At 71.5% G+C, this 23,675-nt stretch carries 22 protein-coding genes, 1 pseudogene and 1 CRISPR repeat array; of the genes and pseudogenes, 11 read left to right on the top strand and 12 right to left on the bottom strand.

The window, feature by feature from the left end:
• Nucleotides 1-158: 158 nt before the first annotated feature.
• From ABZX40_RS34335 to ABZX40_RS34315, 5 genes are all read right to left on the bottom strand, one after another.
• Nucleotides 159-947: a hypothetical protein gene (locus tag ABZX40_RS34335; RefSeq protein ID WP_355746324.1), complete on the bottom strand. Its 789-nt coding sequence runs from the start codon at nucleotides 945-947 to the stop codon at nucleotides 159-161.
• A gap of 318 nt (nucleotides 948-1,265) precedes the next feature.
• Nucleotides 1,266-1,478 carry a DUF397 domain-containing protein gene (locus ABZX40_RS34330; RefSeq protein WP_355746327.1) on the bottom strand — a complete coding sequence of 71 codons (213 nt, stop codon included), beginning with the start codon at nucleotides 1,476-1,478 and terminating at the stop codon, nucleotides 1,266-1,268.
• A 175-nt stretch (nucleotides 1,479-1,653) separates the two neighbouring features.
• On the bottom strand, nucleotides 1,654-1,854 hold the full coding sequence (locus tag ABZX40_RS34325) for a DUF397 domain-containing protein (RefSeq protein WP_355746330.1): 201 nt from the start codon (nucleotides 1,852-1,854) through the stop codon (nucleotides 1,654-1,656).
• Between the two features lie 245 nt (nucleotides 1,855-2,099).
• The gene (locus ABZX40_RS34320; protein WP_355746333.1) at nucleotides 2,100-2,312 is read right to left on the bottom strand and encodes a DUF397 domain-containing protein; all 213 of its coding nucleotides are present in this window, start codon (nucleotides 2,310-2,312) and stop codon (nucleotides 2,100-2,102) included.
• Nucleotides 2,312-3,151 (bottom strand): helix-turn-helix transcriptional regulator, encoded by an 840-nt coding sequence (locus tag ABZX40_RS34315; RefSeq protein WP_355746336.1) that lies wholly within the window; start codon nucleotides 3,149-3,151, stop codon nucleotides 2,312-2,314. The genes ABZX40_RS34320 and ABZX40_RS34315 overlap by 1 nt, the downstream gene beginning before the upstream one ends.
• A gap of 891 nt (nucleotides 3,152-4,042) precedes the next feature.
• On the opposite strand from ABZX40_RS34315, the gene ABZX40_RS34310 reads away from it, so the two are divergent.
• From ABZX40_RS34310 to ABZX40_RS34280, 7 genes are all read left to right on the top strand, one after another.
• Complete coding sequence (locus ABZX40_RS34310; protein ID WP_355746342.1) at nucleotides 4,043-4,294, top strand: hypothetical protein; 252 nt, start codon at nucleotides 4,043-4,045, stop codon at nucleotides 4,292-4,294.
• A gap of 256 nt (nucleotides 4,295-4,550) precedes the next feature.
• Complete coding sequence (locus tag ABZX40_RS34305) at nucleotides 4,551-4,754, top strand: hypothetical protein (RefSeq protein ID WP_355746345.1); 204 nt, start codon at nucleotides 4,551-4,553, stop codon at nucleotides 4,752-4,754.
• 66 nt (nucleotides 4,755-4,820) lie between these two features.
• Nucleotides 4,821-5,333: a phosphotransferase gene (locus ABZX40_RS34300; protein ID WP_355746348.1), complete on the top strand. Its 513-nt coding sequence runs from the start codon at nucleotides 4,821-4,823 to the stop codon at nucleotides 5,331-5,333.
• A 68-nt stretch (nucleotides 5,334-5,401) separates the two neighbouring features.
• A complete protein-coding gene (locus ABZX40_RS34295; RefSeq protein WP_355746351.1) occupies nucleotides 5,402-6,352 on the top strand; it encodes a GNAT family N-acetyltransferase in 951 nt (316 codons plus the stop codon).
• A 33-nt stretch (nucleotides 6,353-6,385) separates the two neighbouring features.
• Complete coding sequence (locus ABZX40_RS34290) at nucleotides 6,386-6,919, top strand: hypothetical protein (protein WP_355746354.1); 534 nt, start codon at nucleotides 6,386-6,388, stop codon at nucleotides 6,917-6,919.
• A 145-nt stretch (nucleotides 6,920-7,064) separates the two neighbouring features.
• Nucleotides 7,065-8,981, top strand: coding sequence for a choice-of-anchor A family protein (locus tag ABZX40_RS34285; protein ID WP_355746356.1), 1,917 nt, complete (start codon nucleotides 7,065-7,067; stop codon nucleotides 8,979-8,981).
• A 134-nt stretch (nucleotides 8,982-9,115) separates the two neighbouring features.
• Nucleotides 9,116-9,745, top strand: coding sequence for an HD domain-containing protein (locus ABZX40_RS34280; protein ID WP_355746359.1), 630 nt, complete (start codon nucleotides 9,116-9,118; stop codon nucleotides 9,743-9,745).
• A gap of 26 nt (nucleotides 9,746-9,771) precedes the next feature.
• On the opposite strand, the gene ABZX40_RS34275 is transcribed toward ABZX40_RS34280, so the two are convergent.
• Nucleotides 9,772-10,488, bottom strand: coding sequence for a TetR/AcrR family transcriptional regulator C-terminal domain-containing protein (locus tag ABZX40_RS34275; RefSeq protein ID WP_355746362.1), 717 nt, complete (start codon nucleotides 10,486-10,488; stop codon nucleotides 9,772-9,774).
• A gap of 111 nt (nucleotides 10,489-10,599) precedes the next feature.
• Between ABZX40_RS34275 and ABZX40_RS34270 the strand changes: the two genes are divergently transcribed.
• Nucleotides 10,600-11,319 (top strand): NAD(P)H-binding protein, encoded by a 720-nt coding sequence (locus ABZX40_RS34270; RefSeq protein WP_355746364.1) that lies wholly within the window; start codon nucleotides 10,600-10,602, stop codon nucleotides 11,317-11,319.
• 178 nt (nucleotides 11,320-11,497) lie between these two features.
• On the opposite strand, the gene ABZX40_RS34265 is transcribed toward ABZX40_RS34270, so the two are convergent.
• The 3 genes from ABZX40_RS34265 to ABZX40_RS34255 form a co-directional block, all read right to left on the bottom strand.
• Complete coding sequence (locus tag ABZX40_RS34265) at nucleotides 11,498-12,028, bottom strand: Lrp/AsnC family transcriptional regulator (protein ID WP_355746366.1); 531 nt, start codon at nucleotides 12,026-12,028, stop codon at nucleotides 11,498-11,500.
• 23 nt (nucleotides 12,029-12,051) lie between these two features.
• Nucleotides 12,052-13,560 (bottom strand): FAD-dependent oxidoreductase, encoded by a 1,509-nt coding sequence (locus ABZX40_RS34260; RefSeq protein ID WP_355746369.1) that lies wholly within the window; start codon nucleotides 13,558-13,560, stop codon nucleotides 12,052-12,054.
• 174 nt (nucleotides 13,561-13,734) lie between these two features.
• Nucleotides 13,735-15,174, bottom strand: a complete 1,440-nt coding sequence (locus ABZX40_RS34255; RefSeq protein ID WP_355746372.1) for an aldehyde dehydrogenase family protein — start codon at nucleotides 15,172-15,174, stop codon at nucleotides 13,735-13,737.
• A 261-nt stretch (nucleotides 15,175-15,435) separates the two neighbouring features.
• Here ABZX40_RS34255 and ABZX40_RS34250 point away from each other — a divergent pair, with 261 nt between their 5' ends.
• The 3 genes and pseudogenes from ABZX40_RS34250 to ABZX40_RS34240 form a co-directional block, all read left to right on the top strand.
• Nucleotides 15,436-16,860 carry an APC family permease gene (locus ABZX40_RS34250; protein WP_355746375.1) on the top strand — a complete coding sequence of 475 codons (1,425 nt, stop codon included), beginning with the start codon at nucleotides 15,436-15,438 and terminating at the stop codon, nucleotides 16,858-16,860.
• Nucleotides 16,861-17,188: 328 nt separating this feature from the next.
• Nucleotides 17,189-18,433: a PQQ-binding-like beta-propeller repeat protein gene (locus ABZX40_RS34245; protein ID WP_355746378.1), complete on the top strand. Its 1,245-nt coding sequence runs from the start codon at nucleotides 17,189-17,191 to the stop codon at nucleotides 18,431-18,433.
• Nucleotides 18,434-18,619: 186 nt separating this feature from the next.
• Nucleotides 18,620-18,888, top strand: a pseudogene (locus ABZX40_RS34240) (FAD/NAD(P)-binding protein); the annotation flags it as partial.
• A gap of 425 nt (nucleotides 18,889-19,313) precedes the next feature.
• Here ABZX40_RS34240 and ABZX40_RS34235 read toward each other — a convergent pair.
• From ABZX40_RS34235 to ABZX40_RS34225, 3 genes are all read right to left on the bottom strand, one after another.
• Nucleotides 19,314-21,272, bottom strand: coding sequence for an FAD/NAD(P)-binding protein (locus tag ABZX40_RS34235; protein WP_355746381.1), 1,959 nt, complete (start codon nucleotides 21,270-21,272; stop codon nucleotides 19,314-19,316).
• A gap of 396 nt (nucleotides 21,273-21,668) precedes the next feature.
• A complete protein-coding gene (locus ABZX40_RS34230) occupies nucleotides 21,669-22,838 on the bottom strand; it encodes a DUF6596 domain-containing protein (protein ID WP_355746560.1) in 1,170 nt (389 codons plus the stop codon).
• 8 nt (nucleotides 22,839-22,846) lie between these two features.
• Nucleotides 22,847-23,254, bottom strand: coding sequence for a YciI family protein (locus ABZX40_RS34225; RefSeq protein ID WP_355746384.1), 408 nt, complete (start codon nucleotides 23,252-23,254; stop codon nucleotides 22,847-22,849).
• Nucleotides 23,255-23,436: 182 nt separating this feature from the next.
• Nucleotides 23,437-23,648: a CRISPR direct-repeat array (repeat unit 29 nt; unit sequence GGGACCACCCCCGCATACGCGGGGACCAC).
• Nucleotides 23,649-23,675 lie beyond the last annotated feature (27 nt).

Below are 23,675 nucleotides of genomic sequence, written 5' to 3'. Positions count from 1 at the left end.
ATCGGACAACGTGATCGCCACAGCAGAGGGCCCCGAATGCGACATGGCAACAGGGTACTTACTAATCCTCAGGATTTCCGGCGCATCACACTAGATGTCGCTGGAGCGGGCGAGGGCGACCAGTCCGGCGAACGCGCTGCCTGACCCCTGCCCAGGGGTCAGGCCCGTGCGACGGTCAGCAGCAGCGGCACATGGACACCGAGGCGGGCAGCGGAGTCGGCTACGACCTCGGCCAGCCAGCCGACCGCGTCACAGGACCACTCCGCCAGTGCGCCGGACAGCGATGCCCCGTGCAGGGGCGGACCGTTCCAGAAACGGTCGTCGAACGGCGGCGCCGGGAAGAAATCCGGGGGAGCACTGTCATCAAGCCCGCCCGCGAACACGTTCTGCTCCAGAAGGCCGAGGCCGTGGGCGAGCTGCGATGCCACTTCCGTGGCGGACGGGTCGCGACCGCTGTCGATACGGACCTTCACCGTTGTCCGCGCCCCTGGATCGGATGTGCCGAACCAGTCGGGCGTCTGCATGGACGGCACCGTCGCGTAGGGCGGGCGGGCCGAGGAGTCGATCCCCTGAACCGGCAAGAGAACCTGTACCGCGGCGAGGTGCACGACCCCGATCCGCTCTGTCGTGTCCTGTGCGCAACGCAGGAACGGCTGCACGGGGAGCGGTCTGTCACCGGCCACGGCACTGGCCTCGACCTGGAACCACGCCATCAGGTCCGATGCCCGCGCGGCGAGAGGGTGGTTCCAGCCCGCGTCGTTCATGGCCCACAGTCCTGGTGCGACAGCAGGGTGTGCACCGGGCGCGTCCACTTCCGGGACGCTGGCCCGGTCATCGAGCCAGCCCATGGCCAGCGAGCGCTGGTGGAACAACTGGTAGGCGTCATGCTCGGACTCGGGGTCGTACCAGGCGTGCGGGACCAGCGTGCCGTAGAGGGCGGCGAACATGGTCCCAGCGGTGCGGCGAGCGGCAGGCGCGATGCCCGGCCGTGCGGGGGAGTCCTGCGCAGGCATGTCGCGCTCCTCATGATTCGGTGGTGACCATTGTGGTCGGCCGTCGCCGAGCGGTGGCCGACGGGGCCCCTCAATACACTCGGCAATTCACCTCGGCCTGGTTCATCGGCTTCTCGCCGGTACGTCGACGTCCACATGGTTGCGCCACGGACTGGAGAGTCCCGCTGCCCTGAGGTCTTCGGGGTGTGACGTGCCCGAGCCCCACTGTTTCGGATGATGGGGGGTGGAGGGGCTCGGGGTCGCGCGGGTCGACTAGATGTCGCTGGAGCGGGCGAGGGCGACCAGTCCGGCGAACGCGCTGAGGGACAGGTTGAGTACGGGGCCGTGCGGGTTCTTGCTGTCCCGGACGGGGACGATGCCGGAGGCGGTCGCGCTGTCAGGGGCCCACTCGACGCAGGCTCCGCCGTTGTCGACGCTGTATGAGGACTTGGCCCATTGGAGCGGGGGCGTGTTGGTCGTGAGCATCGGAGGGTGTCCTTTCGTAGCTGTTCGGTGATGGCTACGGATTCCGCCTGAGAGGCGGCCCCGAGCTGAAGCTGATGGTGGTTCTTCACCAGGGGCAGGACGGATGTCAGTCCGCTGCCCGAGCCCCAGCGTTCCGGATGTTGGGGGCGGAGGGGCTCGGGGTCGCGCGGGTCGACTAGATGTTGCTGGACCGGGCGAGGGCGACCAGTCCGGCGAACGCCGAGGGGGAGAGCATCAGAACTGGCTCATTAGGGTTCTTGAAATCACGGACGGGAACCACGCCCTGTGATGTGAGGAGGTTTGCGGCTGCCTCTACGCACTGACCACCGTTCGCGCTGAAAGATGATGCGAACCATTGAGGTGACTCGTTCGTCACGAGGTGCCCTTCCGTAGTGTGCGGATCACGGTCAGGGAAACTGATCGCGGCAGTGATTCGGCTTGCAGTCGATGGTAGGCCGCCAAGATGGGCAACACTGCCTGGGCGGCACGCTCGACATTGTGCCCCGGCACCTGCCTGGAGTGGAGAGTCCCGCTGCCCTGAGGTCTTCAGGGTGTGACGTGCCCGAGCCCCACCGTTCCGGAGGATGGGAGGCGGCGGGGCTCGGGGTCACGCGGGTCGAACTAGCTGTCGCTGGAGCGGGCGAGGGCGACCAGTCCGGCGAACGCGCTGAGGGACAGGTTCAGTACGGGGCCGTGTGGGTTCTTGCTGTCCCGGACGGGGACGACGCCGGACGTGGTGACGCGGTCAGGGGCCCACTCGACACAGGACCCGCCGTTGTCAACGCTGTATGAGGACTTGACCCACTGAAGTGGGGAGGAGTCGGTCTTGGCCATCACAAAGTGCCCTTTCGTAGCTGTTCGATCATGGCGACGGACTCAGCCTGTGACGCTGCCTCGATCTGAAGTTGATGGTACTTCCTCACGAGCGGAAGCACGGAAGACGGATCGCGGTCCAAATGCCCCTGAGTCTGCGACTCAACGTAAGACATGACGGAACGATCGGTCATGGTCAAAAGGTTGACCAACCGGTTAAACGGACGACGCTCGCCCATGCTGAATGGGGCGATCTGTAGCCCAGAGTTGGGCATGGCTGCGAACTCAAGGAGGCCTGCCAACTGGGCGTTCATCACATCCGGTCCGCCGATGGGTCGTCGAATGCAACTCTCATCCAGCACTACATGGATCATCGGGCCCGGGGTCCGAAACAGTGCTGCCTGTCGATCCGCCTGGAAAGTGACCCGTTCAGTGGCTTGCTCGGGTGTTATGTCCCCTTGCTGGACGCCGAAGTCGGCAAGTGCCTGCGTGTATTCGCGCGCCTGAAGTGGTCCGGGGATCAAGCCTGCCTCGAACAGACGGACTTCGGTTGCACGGCTTTCATAGCCGACGTACTCAGGAAATCCCTCCAGCAAGCTGCCGTTACGCATCTCATGCCACTGGCGTTCGAACGTGTCTACCGTTCCCACCAGCCCGAAGGCAACATCCGCAGCTTTCGCGAAGTGCAAGGACGGCGACTTGCGAGTTGTTTCAACTCCCGAGATATGCCCGCTGGATACTCCCATGCGCTCGGACGTATCTTCCTGGGTCCAGCCCTTCGCCTCGCGTGATCTGCGGAGGCGTGCCCCGAAGGCCGCTTGCGGCGACGCATCCGGATTCAGTTCCTTGCGATTGACCATCCCTGCCCCAACTGTCGCGTCCTGACAGCCACGTTGATCGGGTTCCGACCCTACGCCACTCTGATTCCGCCCGGTAGTGGAATCACTACGGAGAGGAGTCGTCATGTCCGGTGAGAACGTACCGACAAATCCCCCGACACCCCAACTCCGCGTCGGTGAGCTGGTGTTGGACACCGCGCGGAACAGACTCGCGATCCTCATGGACACCGGCGGAACCTGGGCGGACGGCCGATACGCGCTCCGTCCGCCCGGCGGCGGTGTCGAGTGGCCCGCGTGGCGTTCGGACATCCGGCCGGCGACCGTGACAGATCGACTCCGCCCCGCCCTCGCCGAGCTGAACGAACGCAGTAGCGGGGGCGCCCCCTGGGGATGACGTGACCCTCGCGTTCGCCCGGCTGACCCGAGGTCGGGCAGCCGGGCGGACCTGAACCCCCGTTCCGTGCGGCAGCGTTCCCCCCGGCGCTGCGGAGGATCGCATGGAACGGTGCCCCTTCGGCCCCGTGTGGCTCGACCACCACTGAGCCGAAGGAAGGGGGGCGGGCACTCACCCGCTCCCGGCCCCGACTGCCCCGTCCTTCACTCGGCAGTCGGGGCCCCTGACTCGCTCAGAAACGTTGAGTCCTGCCTACGGAGGCTGATCGATGACTGACTTACCCAAGCCCGTGGCGCTCCGCGTGCCCCCTCTACAGCCCGCCCCGGTCGAGGGGTGCGCCGTGGGCGGTGCGGCGGCAACCACTCGGGGCTCCGCCCGGAAACCGGGCAGCGCGGTCAGTCCCTTGCCCAATCGCGGGAACTGGTCCGCGAGCACAACCGTAAGCGCCGGGAGGGTGGCCGGTCCCTGTGACAAGTCGTAACCCCGTTCCCCCCGTTCCCGTTCCCGCGCCCACCCGGGTGAACCGACCGCACCCGTTCTTCCACACCCCGCACGAGATCGTCATCGGCATGGTCGTCTTCGATCTCGACTACGACATGCCCGGCAGGGTGAGAAGCCTTGACGGTCGCTGGGTTGAGTTGCAGCGCCCCACCGGATTCAGCTGGCGCGTGCACTTCAGCCGGTTGAGACGGGGCACGGAGCGCGAGGCCCGCCAGCTGATCGCCCTCGGCAAGCTCCAGCGGACACGTGAACGGGGGCGATCCTCTTGAAGTGCTGGCGCGATTTCGCCGCAGCAGTCACCGGGCCGCTTCTGCTCGTTGTACTGAGCGGCACCTGCGGATTCGCGCTCTGCATGGTGCTCCGCACCTAGATTCCCGGTCCTGCGGGAGCGGGTGCCTGGTCCCGAAGTGACGGAACGGGGTTGGGCGCCTCCGAGCCCCGCTCGACTGGCAGAGACGGACAGCCGCAGTCGGGCGGAATCCCGGGTCCGACCGGGCCCGGGACACCTTCGAAAGAGAGCACCGCATGGGCAAGTCCAAGACGGTCAAGGCCGTACGCGCCGAGGCGATCAGGGCGGCCAAGGGGCAACCGACCGGACCCCAGGACAACCAGGAAGCGGCGGAGCGTCGAGCACTGATGCGTGAGGCGAGCAACGAGCACCGGCGATTGCACGCTCGAGAGCGAGTACAGCTGAGCGAGAACGGGCCCGGAGTCCCCGACCCGCACTGACAACAACCCCGCAGCTGAGGAGGGGGTACCGCACTCAGGCGTGTCCCGGTGCCCCTTCCCCGTCTCGTGTTTGACCGCGTCGACGGACGGCACATCGACTACGGGCCCGAGACCGGTGATCTGATCCCCCTCGCCGACATGCTGCGCCGACTGCGACACCTGCGCACACCCGCCTTTCCCGTTCCCCAGTTGGCGGACCGCCTCGCCGGACATCTCAGTGCCCGGGAAGCGCACGCCCTGCGCGGAACCCATCTGCTCCACACGGACACCAACCCCCACAACGTTCTTGTCAGCCGCAGCGGACACGCTCACCTCGTGGACTGGGCCATGCCCGCCCTCGGGCCCGCCTGGGTCGACGCCGCCTACACCGCCACCTGGCTGATGTGCTTCGGGCAGACCCCCGAGGACACGGGGACGTGGCTCTCCGGCATCCCCAGTTGGCAACAGGCGGACACCCGCGCCGTTGAGGCATTCGTCAACGGGACCTGCCGGGACTTCACGGCAAGGGTGGGGGAGCGGGGCGCGGAGGCCAGCAACGCACGGTTCCGGTGTCTCCTCGACCTTCCCCGTCCATCATGATCCGCCCAACACCTCCCCCCCCGGATATTGCGTTGCGGCGCCCGCCGCCCACCCCGGACAGTGGTCCGATGGACCCAGTCATCCGCCCCGCCACCCCCGCCGACGCCCCCGAGATCAGCGTGCTGCTGAACGCCGTCGATCTGATCGAGATCGGTCGTGAGGAGACCGACACGGCCCAGGTGGAGGAGGACCTCACCCACCCCGAGGCCGCCCTCGCGGAGAACTCGTGGCTGGCGTTCCATGACGGGCGGCTCGTGGCGTACGGGCTGGTGTGGGACGACTCGCGCGCCGAGCGGATCGACATGGACCACTATGTGCTGCCGGACCACCAGGACGCGGGGGAGCAGCTTCTCGACCTGATGGAGACCCAGACCGTGCGCCGCGCCCGCGCCAACGGTGCGGCGAAGGCCGTCGTCCATCTCCATCTCAATATCCGGCCCACCCTGGACACCAGCCTGCTCACCGGGCGCGGCTGGTCCACCGTCCGCCGCTACCACGTCCTCACCCGCCCGCTCGACCCCACCGCCGACCCACTGCCCGCCGCCCCCGCCGGGCTGCGGCTGCGCGACTGCCGTGACGAGGGCGACCGGCGTACGGCCCATGCGCTGGTGGAGGAGACCTTTGTCGACCACTTCGACCACACCCCCCTCACCTACGACCAGTGGCTCACCAACCTGGGCAACCGGATGGAGTGGGACCGCGTCTGGATCGCCTCCCTCGACGGCTCGGGCGACGCCGCCGTGCTGGTCACCTCCGACCACCGCGAGCCCTACGCCTGGATCAACGTCCTCGGCGTCCGCAAGGCGTTCCGCGGTCAGGGCATCGCCGGTCATCTGCTGCGGCACGCCTTCGGGGCGTACGCGGCGACCGGCCGGGACACCATCGGCCTGGGCGTCGACACCGCCAACGAGACCGGCGCGCTGCGCCTCTACGAGCGGCACGGCATGAGCACCCACTTCGCTGTGGACACCTGGGAGGTCACCCTGCCCGTGTCCCCGGACGACCACCCCGGGGCCTGACCCGGCGACCGGCCCTGTGCTTGGATGCGCCGCATGAACGACGACGACGGCGGCACCCAGCTCTGGATCGGTACGATCCCCTCCCTCGACCCGGACACCCCGGAGGTGTTCCTCGGGCTCGACCACACCTCCGCCGACCCCGGTGAGCGGCTGGTGTGCGGGCTGCTGGGCAGAGGGCACGAGGGGGAGGAGGGTGTGTTCTATCTGCTTCCCGAGGATCTGTCGGCCCGTTATGAGAGGACCGGCGACCGGCTGTCGGTGACTCTGGTCTCCCACCGGGCCGTCCTCGCCCGCGAGGCCGACGACCCGGAGGGCGGCGACCCGGAGGCCGGTGACCCGGAGGGCGACGCGCTCCCGGTCGACCCCCGCGACCCCGACTACCGGGTACTGCTCCGCCGCGAGACCGTCACCGACCTGGTCCCGCCGAAGACGGACGGCACGGACGGCGGCGAGCCCCGGCCCCTGCTGCTGCTCGACCACACCGGCGGCCCGGTCACCCCGGCCGAGCTGATCGCCCGGTTCGAGCGGGGCGAAGGCGGCATCACCGTCGTGGGCGCGACGGTGTGACGGTCCGTAGGCGATACATAGCGGACGTTCGTGTACTCCTGGCGGCCCCCTGCGTTCACGCCTGGCGGTGAGTGGGGCCACTGACCGGCCCAACCCCGGGGTCCCCCGGGTGGTGGGCGGCACCCGGCGATTCGACACTCCGGGCATGAGCAACCTCACCCCCCGCCCCTCCGGGCGCCTGCGACGGCGCGCGAGATCCGCGGGGCTCTCCTGCGCCGTGGCGCTCACGGCCGTACCCGTGCTGGTCCTCGGCCCCGGAGTGTCCTCCGCGTCCGCCGCGCCGCTGCCCGGTGGCCTCGGCCCCTGTGTCCCCGGTGACTGCCCCGACCCCTACCCCGGTATCAGCAACGGCCCCATCGCGGGCCGGGACAACGGCATCAACATCTTCGTCGGCAGCGACTTCAACGTCCGCGAGGCCGCGTCCGAGGCCGAGGGCCGGGTCGTCGTCCTGGACAACTTCGACATGAACAAGCGCGCGGGCGTCAGCCAGGTCTACAACCTCGGCGAGGTCGGCGTCGGCTCCCGCGTCCCGCCCCCGGTCGGCGCCGACTGGCTGACCACCGGCGGTGACATCACCGTGGCGAGCGGGCAGCGGCTGCTGGCCGAGGCGGGGGTCGTCCGGCACGCGGGCACCGTCACCGGCACCGTCCTGGCCGATCTGGTGCAGGACCCGGACGCCACCGACCCCTATGTGGACCTGCGTGACGAGCTGACCGACGCCAGCCAGTGCTACGCCCGGGTGGACGGCGCCCCGCGCCCCGCCACCGGCACCGCCGTCAACCAGGGCTCCCAGACCCTGTTCACCGGCGACGGCACCTCCGCCCTCCAGGTCTTCAACGTCAACTTCAACCTGACCGCCCCCAATGGCGGCCAGCAGGGCGTGGTCTTCGCGAACATCCCCGCCAACGCCACCATCCTCGTCAACATCGTCGGCGCCGACCGCACCATCAACACCTACAGCGGCGGCATCGACGACGCCACCGACCCGCTCAACGCCTACCGCGAGCGCCTGCTGTGGAACTTCCCCGACGCCGCCTCGGTGGGCCTGATCGGCACCGGGCAGTTCCAGGGCAGCTTCCTGATCGGCAACCAGGCATCCAGCACCACGGTGACCCTGCCGGGCATCAACGGCCGGTTCTTCACCACCGGTTCCCTCACCCACACCTCCGCCGCGACCGGGGGCGGCGGCCAGGAGTTCCACGCCTACCCCTTCGACGGTGATCTGCCCGACTGCGGCGCTCCCGAGCCGGCCACCGGCGTGGTCAGCGTGGAGAAGGTCGACGCCGGGACCCAGGAGGCCCTCGCGGGCGCCACCTTCCAGCTCTGGCGCGAGACCAACAACGTTCCCGGCCTCCAGACCACCGGCACCGACCCCGACACCCGCGTCGGCGCCCCCTGCGTCACCGACGCCGAGGGCCTGTGCGCCCGGACCGTGCAGACGGGCACGTACTACTGGCAGGAGACGGACGCCCCCGACGGCTACGAACTCCCCGAGCCCGCGGTCTTCGGCCCGCTGGTCCTCACCGCCCAGAACGCCCCCGACGGCGTCTCGGTGACCGCGGCCAACCGGCCCACCAACGTCCCGCAGGACAACGGCGCGGTGCAGATCATCAAGACCGACTCCGACACCGGCGACCCGCTGGCCGGGGCCACCTTCGAACTGTGGCAGGAGACCAACGGCGTCCCCGGCCTCCAGACCACCGGCGCCGACCCCGACACCCATGTCGGCGGCGTCTGCACCACGGACGCCGACGGCCGCTGCACCTTCGGTGAACTCCCGCAGGGCACCTACTACCTGCTTGAGACCGCCGTCCCCGACGGCTATCTCCTGCCGGACAACCCGGTCAGCGGCCCGTACGTCCTCGACACCGACGGCGAGACCGCCACGGCCCGCCTCGACAACACCCCCGAGGGCGAGGAACCCCCCGAGCCGTGCAAGCCCGGCTACGGCGACCACGGTCACGGCCACGATTACGGCGATGACGGCTACGGCGACAAGAAGGAGTACGGCGACAAGAAGGACCACGGCAAGGGCTACGGCGACCACTGCACCGACGCCTGATCCCGACCGGCCGGGGAAACCCGTCCCGACCCGCGCCCGCCGTCCCTGTCCCCCGACGGCGGGCGCGGCCGTGCTCCCGGTACTGGTTAGGCTGCGCCCAGTCATCACAGGACAGCGGGAGAGGGGGTCGGCCGATGCCGACGGAGGTCGCGGGGTTGCGGGCACCGGAGGGCCGGGCGGCTCGCGCGGCGGAACTGGTCTGCGCGGAGTACGCGGACGAGGCGCTGCGCCATCACAGTCTGCGCGCCTACTTCTTCGCCGCGGCCTGGGCCCGGGACCGGGGCCTGGACTTCGACGCGGAACTCCTCTACGTCGCCGCGCTGCTGCACGATCTGGGGCTCACCCCGCCCTTCGACAGCCACACCCTGCCGTTCGAGGAGGCGGGCGGGCACCTGGCGCGGGTGCTCACGGCCGGGCTGGGCTGGCCGCCGGAGCGGCGCGACCGGGCCGCCGAGGTGATCGTGCTGCACATGCGGGACGACGTGGCACCCGAGGCGGATCCGGAGAGCAGGCTGCTCCAGGTGGGCACCACCGCCGATGTGTCCGGCGGGACCCTCGGGGACTTCGACCCCGCCTTCCGCCGGGCCCTGGTCGCGGCGTATCCGCGCGGGGACTTCGCGGCGTCCTTCGTCCGGCTCTTCGAGGACCAGGCCGCCCGCAAGCCGGGATGCGCGGCGGCCCTGCTGGTGGCGAGCGGGATGGCGGACCGGGTGACGGCCAACCCGCTCGACCGGGACCTCGATCGGGACCTCGACCGGGACTGACTCACTCCGGGAGGTCCCGGACCGAGTCAGTCCGGGACGGCCGTCTCCTCGTCGGGGGACAGGCCGTTCAGGATCAGGGTGAGTCCGAAGTCGAACTCGTCGGCGTAGTCGTAGCCCGGCTTCATCACATGTTCCATGGCCAGTTCGGCGAGATGGGGGTAGGCGTCGGCGGGCATCCGGTCGATGATGGCGCCCGCCACCTCGTCGCGCTCCGGCTCGCCCCGGAAGGGGAGGCTCACCTCCTGGAGCACGAAACCGTAGAGATAGCTGTCGATCAGTGAGACGGTGTGCGCGGCCATCGGCACCGAGAAACCGGCCGCGCGCAGGGCCCCGATCACCGTGTCGTGGTGGCGCAGGGTCGCCGGGCCGGGGTGGGTGCGGGAGTCCATCAGGCCGATCGCCCAGGGGTGGCGCAGCAGCGCGGCGCGGGCCGAGCGGGCGCGGGCGGCCATCGCCTCCCGCCAGCCGGTGCCCGGGGGGCCCGGGGTGCCCGGCGGTGTGAGCGACGGGAGTTCGATCTCCCCGAAGACCGTGTCGACCATGCCGTCGAGGATGTCCTCCCGGCCCGCCACATGGTGGTACAGGGACATCGCCTCGACGCCCAGCGGTGCCGCGACGGCCCGCATGGTGAGGGACGCCGACCCCTTCTCGTCCGCCACCTCCACCGCCGTACGGATCACCCGTTCACGGCTGAGCGGGGTGCGTCCCGCCGGGCCGCGCCGGGCCCTTCCTCCCTCGGGCATCCGTTGCTCCACCCTCTCTCGCCTCGGCTCTCCTTGACTGCCTTACGGCATAAGGTTACCTTGCCTTACAAGGTAAGGTTCGCAGGTCGGTGGCAGTGAAGGGGTTGTGGCATGGACGGGGAGCAGGGGCCGGGGCGGATGGCCAAGGTCTGTATCGTCGGCGCGTCCGGCAAGCTCGGGCAGTACATGGTCCGGCAGGCGCTGGAGCGCGGTTACGAGGTGGTCGGGGTCTGCCGGGAGCGCAGTGTGCCCAAGCTGGCCGGGTTCGAGGGGCGGATCACCGTGGTGCCGGGGGACACCGACGACCGCGAGGTGATCCGACGGGCGGTCGAGGGGTGCGACGGGGTGCTCACGGTGCTGGTGCCGTGGGGGGTGCGGCAGTACTCCTCGGGCACCGCGCAGGCGGTGCTCGACTTCGCCCGGCCCGGCGCCCGGCTGGTCTTCTCCTGCGGCTGGCACATCACCCGGGACGGCAAGGACCGCTACTCACGGCTGTTCACCCTCGGGCTGCGGGCCGCGACCGTCATCGGCAAGCTGGTGCGGTTCGCCGAGATCGACGACCAGGTGGAGGCGTGCCGCCGGATCTTCGCCAGTGACACCCGCTGGACCGTGGTGCGGGGCAGTTCGCTGGAGGAGGGCGAGAGCCAGGGGCTGCCGGTGTGGGCCGAGCATGTCGGGGATCCGCTGCTGGCCAGCGATCTGACCCGGCGGGTGGACTTCGCCCTGTTCATGGTCGCCGCCCTCACCGACGACAGCCTGATCCAGCAGGCCCCCGCGATCGTCGGCCGCCACGCCCCGAGCGCGCTGGCCCACGCCGCGGGTAGGACGTGAGGGAAAAGGGGGAAAGGGGGGTGGCGTATCGGCATCTCGGGGCCCGAGCAGGCAGCCGGGGACCTCACCCACCCCCCATGGCCGCGAGTCCCTCACGATCTCCGTCCGGCCCACCCATCAGGGGCGACGAGCATAACCCCGGGCACCGACAACGCCCGGGGCCGGGAAGCGGACCCGCTCAGCCGTCGGTCGGCTTCGCCCCGCCCCGCCCGTCCAGCAGCAGGGTCTCCACCTCGCCCACACCCCACCCGTACGCCATCTTGTGCACCTCCAGGACGAAGAACGACTCGGTGGAGATCACGCCCTCCATCAGATGCATCCGCTCATTGACCAGATCGGTGAAGTGGTCGGTGTCCCGGCAGATGACCTCGGCCATCACGTCGTACTGACCCGCCGTCATGATGACGTACGAGGTCTCCGGCAGTTCGCGCAGTTGGCGGCAGACCTCACGGGTCATGCCGGGGCGCACCTTCAGCCCTATCATCGCGAACCGGTCGAAGCCGATGGTCAGCGGATTGGCGATACCGACGATCTGGAGGACGCCGTTCTCCTCCAGCCGCTGCACCCGGTAGCGGACCGAGGAGGCCGGGATACCGAGGTCCTCCGCGATCTGGCTGTAGGCCCGCCGCCCGTCGGCCTGGAGGATGGCGATGATGCGCCGGTCGATGTCGTCGAGCGGATGGCCGCCCTGATGTGCCGTGGAACCCATGGGCCCATCATTCCTCGCCCGGCTCATGAGTCGAAGCCGAGGCCGAGCCGGTCGAGGGTGCGCAGCCACAGATTGCGGGTGCCGGTCTCGTCCTCGTGGGCCATCGAGCGGCGGGTCGCCTGGATGCCGAGCCAGCGCACCGGTTCGGGCGGGAAGGGGACCGGGGGGCGGCGGATCATCGCCGGGCTGGTGGCCTCGGTACGGCGTCCGGCCAGCAGGTCCAGCATCACCTCGGCGCCGTAGCGGGTGGCGCCGACGCCGAGTCCGGTGAAGCCGAGGGCGTAGGAGACCCGGCCGCGGGCCGCCGTACCGGCGAACATGCAGAACCGGGTGGTGGAGTCGATGACGCCGCCCCAGGCGTGCGCGAAGGAGACCCCGGCGAGCGGCGGGAACGCCTCGGCGAACTGCCGGGCGAGGGTCTCGAAGGTCGCGGCGCGCTGGGTGAGTTCGTCGTCGGTGCGGCTGCCGTAGTGGTAGATGGCGTCGTAGCCGCCCCACAGGATCCGCCGGTCGGCGGTCTTGCGGAGGTAGTGGAACTGGTTCCCGGCGTCGGTGATGCCGTGGTCGCCGCTCCAGCCGACCGACGCGAGCTGGGCGTCCGTCAGGGGCTCGGTCACCAGGGCGTAGTCGTAGACCGGGACCATGGTGAGGGCGAGGCGGCGCAGCAGCGGGCGGTGGATGTTGGTGGCGAGGGCGACCTTCCCGGCCCGCACCTCGGCGTAGGGGGTGCGCAGCCGGACGGGGCCGCGCGGGCGGGTGTCCAGGGCCTCGACCTCGGTGTGCTCGGCGATCCGCACGCCCTGTTCCAGACAGGCGCGGCGCAGCCCCCACACCAGGCGGGCCGGGTCGAGCAGGGCGTAGTCCGGGCTCCACAGCCCGGCCTGCCACATCGGGGAGTCGACGTACGCGCGCAGGGCGTCGCGGTCGAGGAGGGTGGCGGGTTCGCCGTGGGCGCGGGACAGGTCGGCGGCGTCGGCGAGGGCGCGGGCCTGCCAGTCGGTGGCGGCGACGGTCACCTTGCCGGTGCGGGCGAAGCCGCAGTCGATGCCGTGGGTCTCCAGGTCGCGTGCGAAGGCGTCGAAGTTGGCGGCGCCCAGGCGCTGGAGGAGACCGATCTCGCCGGGCCAGCGGGCGACGCCGTTGGCGAGGCCGTGGGTGAGGGAGGGGGAGCAGAAGCCGCCGTTGCGGCCACTGGCGGCGTGGCCGCAGGTCTTCTGCTCCAGCAGCAGCACATCCAGCTTCGGGAAGCGGCGCTTGGCGAGCAGCGCGGTCCACAGGCCGGTGTAGCCACCGCCGATCACCGCGAGATCGCATGCGGTGTCCCCGGTGAGCCTGGGCAGGGGGGCGGGGCTCTCGGGGCGGTCGAGCCAGTAGGGGGTGGGGGTGGTGTGGCGGAGCCGGAGGCGGGGGTCCTCCGGACGGGCGGTCGCGGAGGCGGTCGGGGGCGCGGGGGCCGCCGGGGTCCCGGAGGTCTCGGAGGTCTCAGGAGTCTCGGGGGCGGAGGTTCCGGAGGTCTCGGGGGCGGAGGTCATGGGCTCCTCACTGCTCAAGTGGGCCGGATGTGGGGGCGGAAGTGGGGGCGGGGGAGGGGGCGTGTCCCGGATCGGGGCACGCCCCCTGTGCTCGGGTCGGACCCTGCTCGGGTCGGACCTGCTCCGGCCGGACCCCGCTCGGGCCGGACCCCGCTCGGGTCGGACCCCCTGCGGTCAGAGACTGATGACCCCCGTACGCGTGTCCGTCATGTCCATCAGCGTCCACTTGCCGCCGATCCGGCCCCAGCCGGTGCCGCGGGAGCCCGCGCCGCCGAACGGCATGTTGATGTCCCACCAGTTGTTGGACTCGTTGACGATCACCTGGCCGACCTCCAGTTCCTCCATGAACCGGAAGGCGGACTTCATGGACGAGGTGAAGACCGCGCCCTGGAGGCCGAGGGCGTCGTCGTTGGCGATGCGCAGCAGATCGTCCTCGTCGCGGCCGGTGATGATCGGCACGACCGGACCGAAGGACTCCTCCCGGGACAGCAGGCTGTCCTCGGGCACGGCGTCGACCACGGTGAACTCGTAGTAGAGGTCGGTCGGCATCCCGCTGCGGCGGGCGCCGCCGAGCAGGATCTCGGCGCCGCGCGCGCGGGCGTCGGCCATGTGCCGGTCCATCTTGGCGGCCACGCCCTCGTTGTTGAGCGGACCGAGGACGGTCTTGTCGTCGAACGGGTCGCCGAGCCGCACCCGCTCCGACTCGCGCAGCACGGCCTCGACGAACGCGTCGTGCACCGAGGCGTCCACGACGACCCGCTCGGTGGCGCAGCAGACCTGCCCGGCGCACGGGTAGGCCCCGTCGACGGCGGCCTTCGCGGCGGCGTCCAGGTCGGCGTCGGCGAGGACGACCAGCGGGCCGTTGCCGGAGCACTCCATCAGGGACCGCTTGAGCCCGGCCGCGGCGGTGATCTTCGCGCCGGTCGCGGAGGAGCCGATGAAGCCGATGGCGTGGATGCCGGGGTGGCGGACCAGGGCGTCACCGAAGGGGCCGTCGCCGGGCAGGATGTTGACCAGGCCCTCCGGCAGCCCGGCGGCGGCGACCGCCTCCATGGCCTTGAGGACGGTCAGCGGCGTGTTGGCCGGCGGCTTGACGATCAGGGCGTTGCCGGTGGCGAGGCCGGGGGCTGCGAACTCGGCGAACATGAGCAGCGGGAAGTTCCAGGGCGTGATGATCGCCCAGGTGCCGACCGGCCGGTGGAAGGTGAACATCTTCTTGGAGTTGTCGCGGGACAGCAGCGTCTCGCCGTTCAGCCGGACCGCGTCCTCGGCGTGCAGCCGGAACAACTGCGCGGTCTCGGTGACATCGGCGACCGACTCGGCGAGCGGCTTGCCCTGCTCCAGGGTCTGGAGGCGGGCCAGTTCGGCGCGGCGCTTGTCGATCTCGTCGGCGATGCGGTGACAGGCCGCCGCCCGGTCCCACACATTGACCCCGGCCCACGCGCGCTGCGCCCGGTGCGCGGCCTCGACGGCGGCGTCCAGGTCGGCCGCGACGGGCAGCGGGAAGGAACCGACGCGCTCGCCGGTGGCCGGGCTGATCACCTCGGCGGTCTGCGCGCCGGCCCCGTCGGTGAAGGCGCCGTTGATGAAGAGCTGCTGCTCTGCGGTGGTCATGAGGTGAGTGCTCCTCTGTCCGATGGTCAGGTGGCCCGATGGTCAGGTGGCCCGGTGGCTCGATGATCAGCTGGCCCGGTGGCCCGGTGGCCCGGTGGCCCGATCCGTGGTCTGTCGTCCGATTCGGCGTCGTCTACTACGGCAGATGATTCATCGACAAGTTTGAGACGTCAAGATTCACGGATCCGCAAAGTAAAACCTTCCTGATTGCTCATGCGTGCATCTTGACGGGAAATTTTCGCTGGACTTATAAACACCGCCATGAGCACCCCGGCACCCACGAGTCCTCCGGCGAAGTCGCCCACCGCGTCCGCCGAACCCGCCCTCGCCAAGAAGATCCGCTGGTACGACGGCTTCGCCATGTCGCTGACCATGCCCGCGGCCCTGATCGCCTCCCTCGGCGCCTCCATCGGCGGCCTCGGAGCCTGGGGAGCCATAGCCCTCTGGGCGGCCTCCATGGTCCTGGCCACCGCCACCAACTGGATCTACACCGAACTCGCCGCGATGTTCCCGAACTCCTCCGGCGGGATCGCCGCCTACGCCGCCGAGGGCTGGCGCTCCCGCGCCCCCGTCGTCGGCCCGATCGCCAGCGTCGGCTACTGGTTCCCCTGGACCACCGCGCTCGCCGTCTACGCCGGGATCATCGGCTCGTTCGTGCAGGCCCAGTGGTTCCCCGGCCAGGACTGGTCGGTCACCCTCGGCCCGGCCGAACTCAGCTTCCCGATCGTGGTCGGCCTGGCGGTGATCCTGCTCCTCTTCGCCGCCACGATGTTCGGCCTGCATGTCGCGATGTGGCTGGTCTACGTCACCGGCGGCGCGCTGCTCGTCCCGCTGGTCGTCTTCATCGTGCTGCCGTTCCTCAGCGGCGACTGGAGCGCGAGCGGACTGCACTGGAACCTCCCGGACGGCATGGGCGGCGTCCGCGAGGCCCTCGTCTGGCTCTATGTGATGGCCTGGACGTCCTTCGGCGTCGAGGTCTGCGCGACCTTCGCCCCCGAGTACAAGGACACCGTCCGGGACACCTCACGGGCCCTGCGCGCCGGAGTCCTGTTCTGCCTGGGCGTCTTCATCCTGCTCCCGTTCGCCCTGTCCGGCTACGTCGGTGAATCGGCCATCTCCGCCGACCCCACCACGTTCTACGTCGGCGCCTTCCAGGACCTGGTGGGCGGCGCGGCCGATCTGATGGTCGTCTTCCTCATCGCGTCCCTGCTGCTCATCATGATCACCGGCCTCGCCGACGGCTCCCGCGTGCTCTACGAGATGGGCCGCCAGGGCCACACCGTCCGCCAGGTCGGCGTCCTCAACCGGCGGGGCGTCCCGGCCCGCGCGCTGCTGGTCGCCCTGGTCCTCAACATCGTCGTCCTGACGGTCCTGAAGACCCCCCTGGCGATCATCGTCACCGGCAACCTCGGCTACATCCTGGTCCATGTCCTCGCCATCTCCGGCTTCGCCCTGCTGCGCCGCGACCGCCCGGACGCGCCGCGCCCGATCCGCCTGCCGAACTTCTTCGTCCCGCTGGCCTGGTTCCTGGCGGCCCTGCTCACCGTGATCCTGGTCGTCGGCGCCACGGGCTTCTCCATCACCGGGTACGGCGGCTTCAAGGAACTCGCCATCGCGCTGGGTGTGCTGGCGGTGTCGGTGGTGCTGTGGGTGTACCGGCGGAGGGTGCAGGACCGGAGGGAGTGAGGAGGCGGTTCCTCGGGGTGGGCGGTTCCCGGGGAGGAGCGGGCGCCCGGGAGTGCCCGGCAGGGGCGGGCGGTCGGGGAGTGCGTCACCGGAGCGAGCCGCTCCCCGCGCGCCCTTCCCCGCCGCTCACACACCCCACCCCCGTCCCCCGCCCGCATCCGGCCCCGGCGGGCGGGTAGGACGGCGGTAGATTCCGTCCCGGCGGTGCAGCAGGGTGCGCCGTGCGGGGGTTCGCCGGGGGTGGGGGATGGGCGTGCGTACGGGCGGGGGACGGCCCCCCGACGGGGGTGGGGCCGGTTCCGGCACGGGGTGGCGGCAGTGGGTCCGGGTGGCCGCGCCAGCGCTCTGTCTCGCCGTGGTCGCCGGGCTCTGGGCGTGGTGGCCGGCCGGTGGGGGTGCGCCCGGCGCGCACGGGGCGCCCGTCACCGCCGGGCCCGCCCGCCCGGTCGTCGGCTGGCAGGTGGCCGCGAGCGGAGGCCGCCATGACGAGGGCCCCGGCGCCTGGGGCCTCGGGGACACCGTCGTCCAGGGCCGCCTGGACGGACTCTTCGCCTACGCCGCCGGTGACGGGGCCGTGCTGTGGAGCGTGGCCCCGCCCGGCCGCAAGGCCGTCTGCGCGATGAGCCCCGGGGTCGCGCAGGGCGTCGGGCTCATCGGGTTCGGGGAACGGGGGCGGCCCTGCGCCACCCTGGCCGCCGTCCGCGTCTCCGACGGCGCGCACCTGTGGCGGCGCTCCCTGACCGGCGGCGGGCTGGTCGCGGGCGGCCTCGCCGTCGGCGCCTCCCTCGTCCTCACCGCCGAGCGGGACGCCCTGCGCGCCCGCTCCGCCGAGACCGGCGTCCAGCGGTGGTGGCGCGGTATCGCCGACGGCTGCGCGGCCCGCGCCCTCGGCGCCGACGACGACCGCGCGCTGCTGGTCGAGCAGTGCGGTGGGCGGGCCCGCCTCGTCGCCCTCGACACCCGCACCGGCGCGCAGCGCTGGGTCCGGACGCTTCCGGTCCGGGCGCCGGGCGTCACCGCCGCGGTGGTGACGGCGACGCCCGCCGTCCTCGCGGTGGCGGAGGCGGACTCGCGTGGCACCCGGGCCTACCTCGGCTTCGACGCGCGCGGCCGGCCCACGGCGACCGTGCCGCTGTCGGGGCCCGGCGGGGAACTCGTCGCGCCCAAGGGGGTGCGGTCGGGCGGGGGAGCGGCGAGCCCGCCCCTGGTCGCCGGGGAACTGCTGGTCACCCTCGCCGGGCGGCACCACGGCGACGGTGTCCCGGACCATGTGGTCGCCCACTCCCTCACCACCGGCCGCCCGGTCTGGGACCACCGTCCCGAGGGGGTCACCACCGACGCCCTCGCCCGCGAACCCGACGGCCGGATCGGTGTGCTCGGGTCCGGTCCCGGGGGCGGCCTCGTCGTCCTGCTGGGCACGGACGGGCGCGAACAGGGCCGGATCGCTCCGCGGGACCCCGGCGCCACGGCGACGCTGTCGGTCCGGCCGGAGCTGATTCCGGTGACGGAGGGGCATGTGGTGGTGAACCACCTGGCGATGAGCGGAGAGCCGGGGGTGTTCTCCCTGCGCTGAGATCGGCCGAGTGGGGAGGGGGTTTCCCGTGAATCCGATCGGAATGGTGAGGAAGGACCGAACGACCGGCGGGGGCCGGGCCGGGGAACCGGAAGCAGTCGATCCGGCACCCGGTCGCTCCGCGGGCCCGGTGGCTCCGGGGCTCCGGTGCCGATCGACCACCGCCCCTTCGCCGGAGGCGGCAACGTGATTTCGACCCGTCGGCGGTACACCGTTGCCGTTGCCGTTGCCGTTGCCGTTGCCGGAGCCGGAGCGGCCGGGACGCTGACCGCCCTCCAGGTCTGCGAGACCGCCCCGCGCCGCCGTACCCCCTCGACCTCGACCTCGTCCTCGCCGACCGCGCGCCGGAGGCCGGACGGGGCACGGCCCGCGCCACCCGCGCCCCCGGGCACCGGCTCGACGCCCCCACCGGCACCATGAGCTGCTCCCCCGACGACCCCGGCCACTTCACCCGCTGCCCGCCGGGGACGTACTGGCGCCCGTCGAGCGGGAGGTACGGGAACGTCCCGCGCCCGCCTACACCGCCCCGCACGGCGCCGCCGCCCTCGCCGCGGCCGACGACCTCGCCGCCCAGCGCGAGATCGTCGGGGAGACCCTGCTGACACCCTGTGTCCGGCCGGGCGCTGCGCCGCGGCCCAGCGGCTGCCGACGGCCCGCCCGGACCGCAGGGGAGGCACTCCGGGACCGCGAGGAGGCACCCCGGGACCGGACCGCAAGGAGGCACCCCTGGACCGCAAGGGAGGCACCCCGGGACCGCGAGGGACGCCGACGCCCCCCCCCGCGACCGCCGGATGACGGCCGAGCCGACCGCCCCCCGGCGGGGTCCGTACCCGCCCTCCACCCCCGGCAGGGTCCGTACCCGCCCTCCACCGCCGGCCGCTCACAGCAGTTGCGACACCGCCCGGTGTGCCGCGTCGAACGCCGCCTGGGTGTAGCCGAAGCCCTCGGCGTCCGAGTTGGCGATGGTGATCCGGCCGACCGGGCGGCGGGCCTGGGCGTAGGGCCGCTCGGACTCGGGGCGGAACAGGTGCGGGTCGTCCAGGGAGTTGTACTCGTAGGCGTAGCCGTGCGCCCACCGGTTCACGGTGATCGCGGTGATGTCCCGGGCCGCGTCGAAGCCGTACGAGGACAGGGAGCGGGCCATCGAGTCGCGGATCTCGCGCTCGAAGTCGGCGAACTGCATCCGCATCAGCTGCCGCCGCCCCGCCTTGTGCTGCTCGCGGCAGATCAGTCCGGGCTGCCCCGGGGTCGCCGACAGGGAGACCACGGTGGGCAGTTCCGGGCGGCTCGGCATCTTGAAGTCGCCGATCTCGGTGACCGTGGGCAGCCCGAAGCTGCTGAAGAACCGGGACGGGGTGGACACCCGGGACACCCGGGCCCGCGCGAACGGCTGCCAGTCGCGCAGCGCCACCCGCGCGTACACCAGCGGCACCTTGACGCCGTAGCGCATCGCCGCGGCCTGCTCGGCGGGGAGTTCGGGCATGACGTACGAGGCGACCGAGTTCCAGCAGGCCATCACCACGCCCTTGGCGCGGACCTGGTAGCTGCGCCCGCCCTGGGAGTAGTGGATGTCCACCCCGCGCCGCCCGTCGTTGCGGACGCTGAACGCGGTGCTGGCGAGCCGGACGCGCACCTTGTTGCCGGGCCGGTCCAGGCGCCCGTAGTCGGCCTTGGCGGTGACGATCTCGCGCCAGTCGGGGCGGCGCTCGTCGAACGCCTCCGGGACCAGCTTGCTGAGCAGCAGCCGGGCGAGGGCGGCGTTGCCCTCCGGGAAGTAGAAGTAGCCGTCGTCGTCGGTCTCGGCGAGCTGCATCAGCGGGGTGAAACCGGCGCCGGGCCAGGCGGTGTGCGCCAGGTTCAGCCCGCCGAAGCCCGGTTGCCCGGTCGCCCAGGCGTCGGCCGCCGCGACCCGGTCCACATTGACGCCCCACAGCCCGTTCGTGCCCCGCTTGACGACCTCCAGCGCGTCGTCGTCCATCCCGATCTTCTCGCGCAGATAGGTCTCGTACGGGGTGCGCGCCAGGATCTCCTTCTTCTGCGCGTCGGTCAGCCCCGGGTAGAAGTCCTCGGTGGTGGTGTACAGCCGCACCAGCGCGGCCCGGCTGGCCGCCCCCATGGGCAGCTTGGTGGCGTACGAGGCCCAGGACTCGCCCGACTCCCGGATGACCAGCTGGTCCTTGCCCCAGCGCTCGGCGTTGAACAGGGTGGCGCTGCGCAGGGAGTACTTGGCGTAGGCGTCGCTCTTGACCGTGGCCTCCAGCGCCTTGAGGTCGACGCCGAGGTCCTTGGTGAGCAGATCGCGGGAGGCGCGGGTCCAGGTGCTGGGGGTGTCGATATTGACGGTGCCGCCGTTGGAGAGCAGCAGATTGCGGCCGACCTGGAACTCATTGCGGCGGGCGTGACCGCCGAAGTCGTCCAGGGCGTCCAGGATCAGCACCCTGGCGTTCTTCCCGGCATGCTTGCGGTAGAGGTAGGCCGCGGCGAGCCCGCTCAGCCCGGCACCGACCACGACCAGGTCGTACGACTCCTTGAGGCCGTTGATCTTCCCCGGGTCGAAGTCGCCGTTGCGGACGGCGTGGGCGACGTCGTAGGAGCCCTGGCCCTGGCCTTTGAGGCCGGTTTCGGTGGGCGGGTAGGGGGTTTTCGGGCCATGGCCGTGCCCATGGCCGCCATGGCCGCCGTGGCCGTTGCCCTTGCCCGTACCCGGTGCGGCCTGGGCGATGCCGGGGAGCGCGGTGGCGGCGGCGACCGCGGCCGTGCCGACGGCCACGCCGTCGATGAAGTCGCGGCGGGTGATGCGCCGTCCCATACCGAGTTCACGATCACTGAAACCGGGCATGCCAGTCCTCCACGCATGAGTACGGAATCCGGATACGTGGGGGGTGATCGAGATGCTAAACAGTGGTTGGCGCGATAGTTAAGTGCGAAATTCGTTGCAAGTAGGGAATATTGATGCGGAATCAGTTGTGGGGTGGTGAGGGGAGGGTGTGGGTCGTCTGTGCCGATTCCACGGTGTTCGGGCCCAATTCATCAGGTGGGGTGGGGGAGTGGGGCGGGGCGGACGGCGGGCGCCGGGGAGCGCGGCCCGGCCTCCCGGCGTCGGCCGACGGCCCTTTTCCCCACCCCCGGCCACCCCTCCGTCCTCCCGGCACCACCTGCGCCTTTGCCCGCCGGGGAGGGGAATCCGCCGCGACCGGCCGCGCCCCGGCGACGGAATCGACACAGGTCACTCCGGTCACTCCGGGTCGTGGGCCCCCGTGCCGCGCCCGGCGGCCGTGTTGAGGCGGGCCGCCTGCCGGGTCAGATGGTCCCGCTCCCCGACCGTGGGCGCCCGCTCGGCCGCCTCCGCGTACAGCCGGGCCGCCAGCGCCCGGTCCCCGGCCCGCTCATGGAGGTGCGCCGCCACCGCCGGATGACGCGGCAGCGACGCGTCCAGCCCGGCCAGCGCCGCGAGTCCGGCGCGCGGCCCGTCGGCCTCGCCCACCGCCACCGCCCGGTTCAGCCGGACCACGGGACTGTCCGTCAGCCGCACCAGCTCGTCGTACCACTCCACGATCTGCGTCCAGTCCGTCTCCTCGGCGGTGGGCGCGTCCGCGTGCAGCGCAGCGATGGCCGCCTGCGCCTGGAACTCGCCCAGCCGGTCCCGGGCCAGCGCCCCCTGGAGGATCCCGATGCCCTCCGCGATCACCGCCGTGTCCCAGCGGTCGCGGTCCTGCTCGGCCAGCGGCACCAGAGCGCCGTCCGGCGCGGTCCGCGACGCCCACCGGGCATGGTGCAGCAGCATCAGCGCCAGCAGCCCCGCCACCTCCGGATGGTCGATGACCGCCGCGAGCTGCCGGGTCAGCCGGATCGCCTCCGCGGCCAGATCGACATCGCCCGAGTACCCCTCGTTGAAGACCAGGTACAGCACCCGCAGCACGGTGGACACATCGCCGGGCCGGTCGAACCGCACCCCGGCCACCGTCCGCTTGGCCCGGCTGATCCGCTGCCCCATCGTCGCCTCCGGCACCAGATACGCCCGCGCGATCTGCCGGGTGGTGAGGCCGCCGACCGCCCGCAGCGTCAGCGCCACCGCCGACGACGGACTCAGCGACGGATGCGCGCACAGGAAGTACAGCCGCAGCGTGTCGTCCACCTCGGACGCCGGACCCTGCGGCGGCTCCTCCTCTGCCCGCTCCTCCCGGCGCCGCCGCGCCGCCTCCGACCGGCTCGCGTCCAGGAACCGCCGCCACGCCACCGCGACCAGCCACCCCTTGGGATCCCGGGGCGGCCCGCCCGGCCACACCCGGACCGCCTCCACCAGCGCGTCCTGCACCGCGTCCTCCGCCGCCGCGAAGTCCGCCCCGCGCCGGACGAGGATGCCCAGCACGCCCGGGGTGAGGCTTCTGAGCAGGGCCTCGTCCAGGGCGCCGGTCACTCCGTGACGGTGGGCGCCGCGCCCAGCAGTGGCCGTAGCTCCAGCCACTCATGGATCGGCCGCCCGCCCGCGCCCGGCGCCGCGGACAACTCCCCGGCCAGCTCGACCGCCCGCGCCCGGCTGTCGACATCGATCACCATCCACCCCGCGATCAGATCCTTGGTCTCGGCGAACGGCCCGTCCGTGACCGGCGGACGCCCCTCCCCGTCGAACCGCACCCAGAGCCCCTCCGGCGACAGCGCCCGCTCGTCCACGAACTCCCCGCTCTCCCGCAGCCGGTCCGCGAAGTCGCTCATATACCGGATGTGCGCCGTGATCTCCTCCGGCGTCCACCGGTCCATCGGCACGTCGTTCACCGCGGCCGGCGCGCCCCGGTAGTGCTTGAGCAGCAGATACTTGGCCATGGTCGCTCTCCTCGATCCTGTACGACCCCTTGTGGTCGTGTGTACACCGGGGACGCAGCCGGGACACGGATCTCGACATCCCCGCCGGAACTTTTCCCACTCTTTCCCGTCAGGGCGGTGGGGGGCCGTCCCGGTGTGCGGGGGGACCGCTCAGCCAGACCGAACTTGGACGATTCCCACATGGGGTCACCCCCGCATACGCGGGGACCACCTCCGCCAGATCCCGGCCATGGCCTCCAGACCGGGACCACCCCCGCATACGCGGGGACCACGCCGCGACCATGAACCAGGAGATCCGCGACCAGGGACCACCCCCGCATACGCGGGGACCACCGCACGCGGCCGGTGTTGATCACCCAGGGCATGGGACCACCCCCGCATACGCGGGGACCACAGGAGTCGACCTGCGCCTTTATCGCTG

It is taken from the genome of Streptomyces sp. NPDC004610, from assembly GCF_040609715.1.
Taxonomy (GTDB): Bacteria; Actinomycetota; Actinomycetes; order Streptomycetales; family Streptomycetaceae; genus Streptomyces.
Note: the sequence above shows the minus strand (reverse complement) of the source record. Positions and strands in the feature narration are given on the sequence as shown.

What these genes read in the sequence shown, in the direction of transcription:
- ABZX40_RS34285 (WP_355746356.1), top strand. Translation starts at nt 7,065, where the DNA reads ATGAGCAACCTCACCCCCCGCCCCTCCGGGCGCCTGCGACGGCGCGCG.
- ABZX40_RS34320 (WP_355746333.1), bottom strand. Translation starts at nt 2,312, where the DNA reads ATGGCCAAGACCGACTCCTCCCCACTTCAGTGGGTCAAGTCCTCATAC.
- ABZX40_RS34295 (WP_355746351.1), top strand. Translation starts at nt 5,402, where the DNA reads ATGGACCCAGTCATCCGCCCCGCCACCCCCGCCGACGCCCCCGAGATC.
- ABZX40_RS34305 (WP_355746345.1), top strand. Translation starts at nt 4,551, where the DNA reads ATGGGCAAGTCCAAGACGGTCAAGGCCGTACGCGCCGAGGCGATCAGG.
- ABZX40_RS34265 (WP_355746366.1), bottom strand. Translation starts at nt 12,028, where the DNA reads ATGGGTTCCACGGCACATCAGGGCGGCCATCCGCTCGACGACATCGAC.
- ABZX40_RS34260 (WP_355746369.1), bottom strand. Translation starts at nt 13,560, where the DNA reads ATGACCTCCGCCCCCGAGACCTCCGGAACCTCCGCCCCCGAGACTCCT.
- ABZX40_RS34255 (WP_355746372.1), bottom strand. Translation starts at nt 15,174, where the DNA reads ATGACCACCGCAGAGCAGCAGCTCTTCATCAACGGCGCCTTCACCGAC.
- ABZX40_RS34250 (WP_355746375.1), top strand. Translation starts at nt 15,436, where the DNA reads ATGAGCACCCCGGCACCCACGAGTCCTCCGGCGAAGTCGCCCACCGCG.
- ABZX40_RS34335 (WP_355746324.1), bottom strand. Translation starts at nt 947, where the DNA reads ATGTTCGCCGCCCTCTACGGCACGCTGGTCCCGCACGCCTGGTACGAC.
- ABZX40_RS34235 (WP_355746381.1), bottom strand. Translation starts at nt 21,272, where the DNA reads ATGCCCGGTTTCAGTGATCGTGAACTCGGTATGGGACGGCGCATCACC.
- ABZX40_RS34270 (WP_355746364.1), top strand. Translation starts at nt 10,600, where the DNA reads ATGGACGGGGAGCAGGGGCCGGGGCGGATGGCCAAGGTCTGTATCGTC.
- ABZX40_RS34290 (WP_355746354.1), top strand. Translation starts at nt 6,386, where the DNA reads ATGAACGACGACGACGGCGGCACCCAGCTCTGGATCGGTACGATCCCC.
- ABZX40_RS34315 (WP_355746336.1), bottom strand. Translation starts at nt 3,151, where the DNA reads ATGGTCAATCGCAAGGAACTGAATCCGGATGCGTCGCCGCAAGCGGCC.
- ABZX40_RS34225 (WP_355746384.1), bottom strand. Translation starts at nt 23,254, where the DNA reads ATGGCCAAGTATCTGCTGCTCAAGCACTACCGGGGCGCGCCGGCCGCG.
- ABZX40_RS34330 (WP_355746327.1), bottom strand. Translation starts at nt 1,478, where the DNA reads ATGCTCACGACCAACACGCCCCCGCTCCAATGGGCCAAGTCCTCATAC.
- ABZX40_RS34280 (WP_355746359.1), top strand. Translation starts at nt 9,116, where the DNA reads ATGCCGACGGAGGTCGCGGGGTTGCGGGCACCGGAGGGCCGGGCGGCT.
- ABZX40_RS34275 (WP_355746362.1), bottom strand. Translation starts at nt 10,488, where the DNA reads ATGCCCGAGGGAGGAAGGGCCCGGCGCGGCCCGGCGGGACGCACCCCG.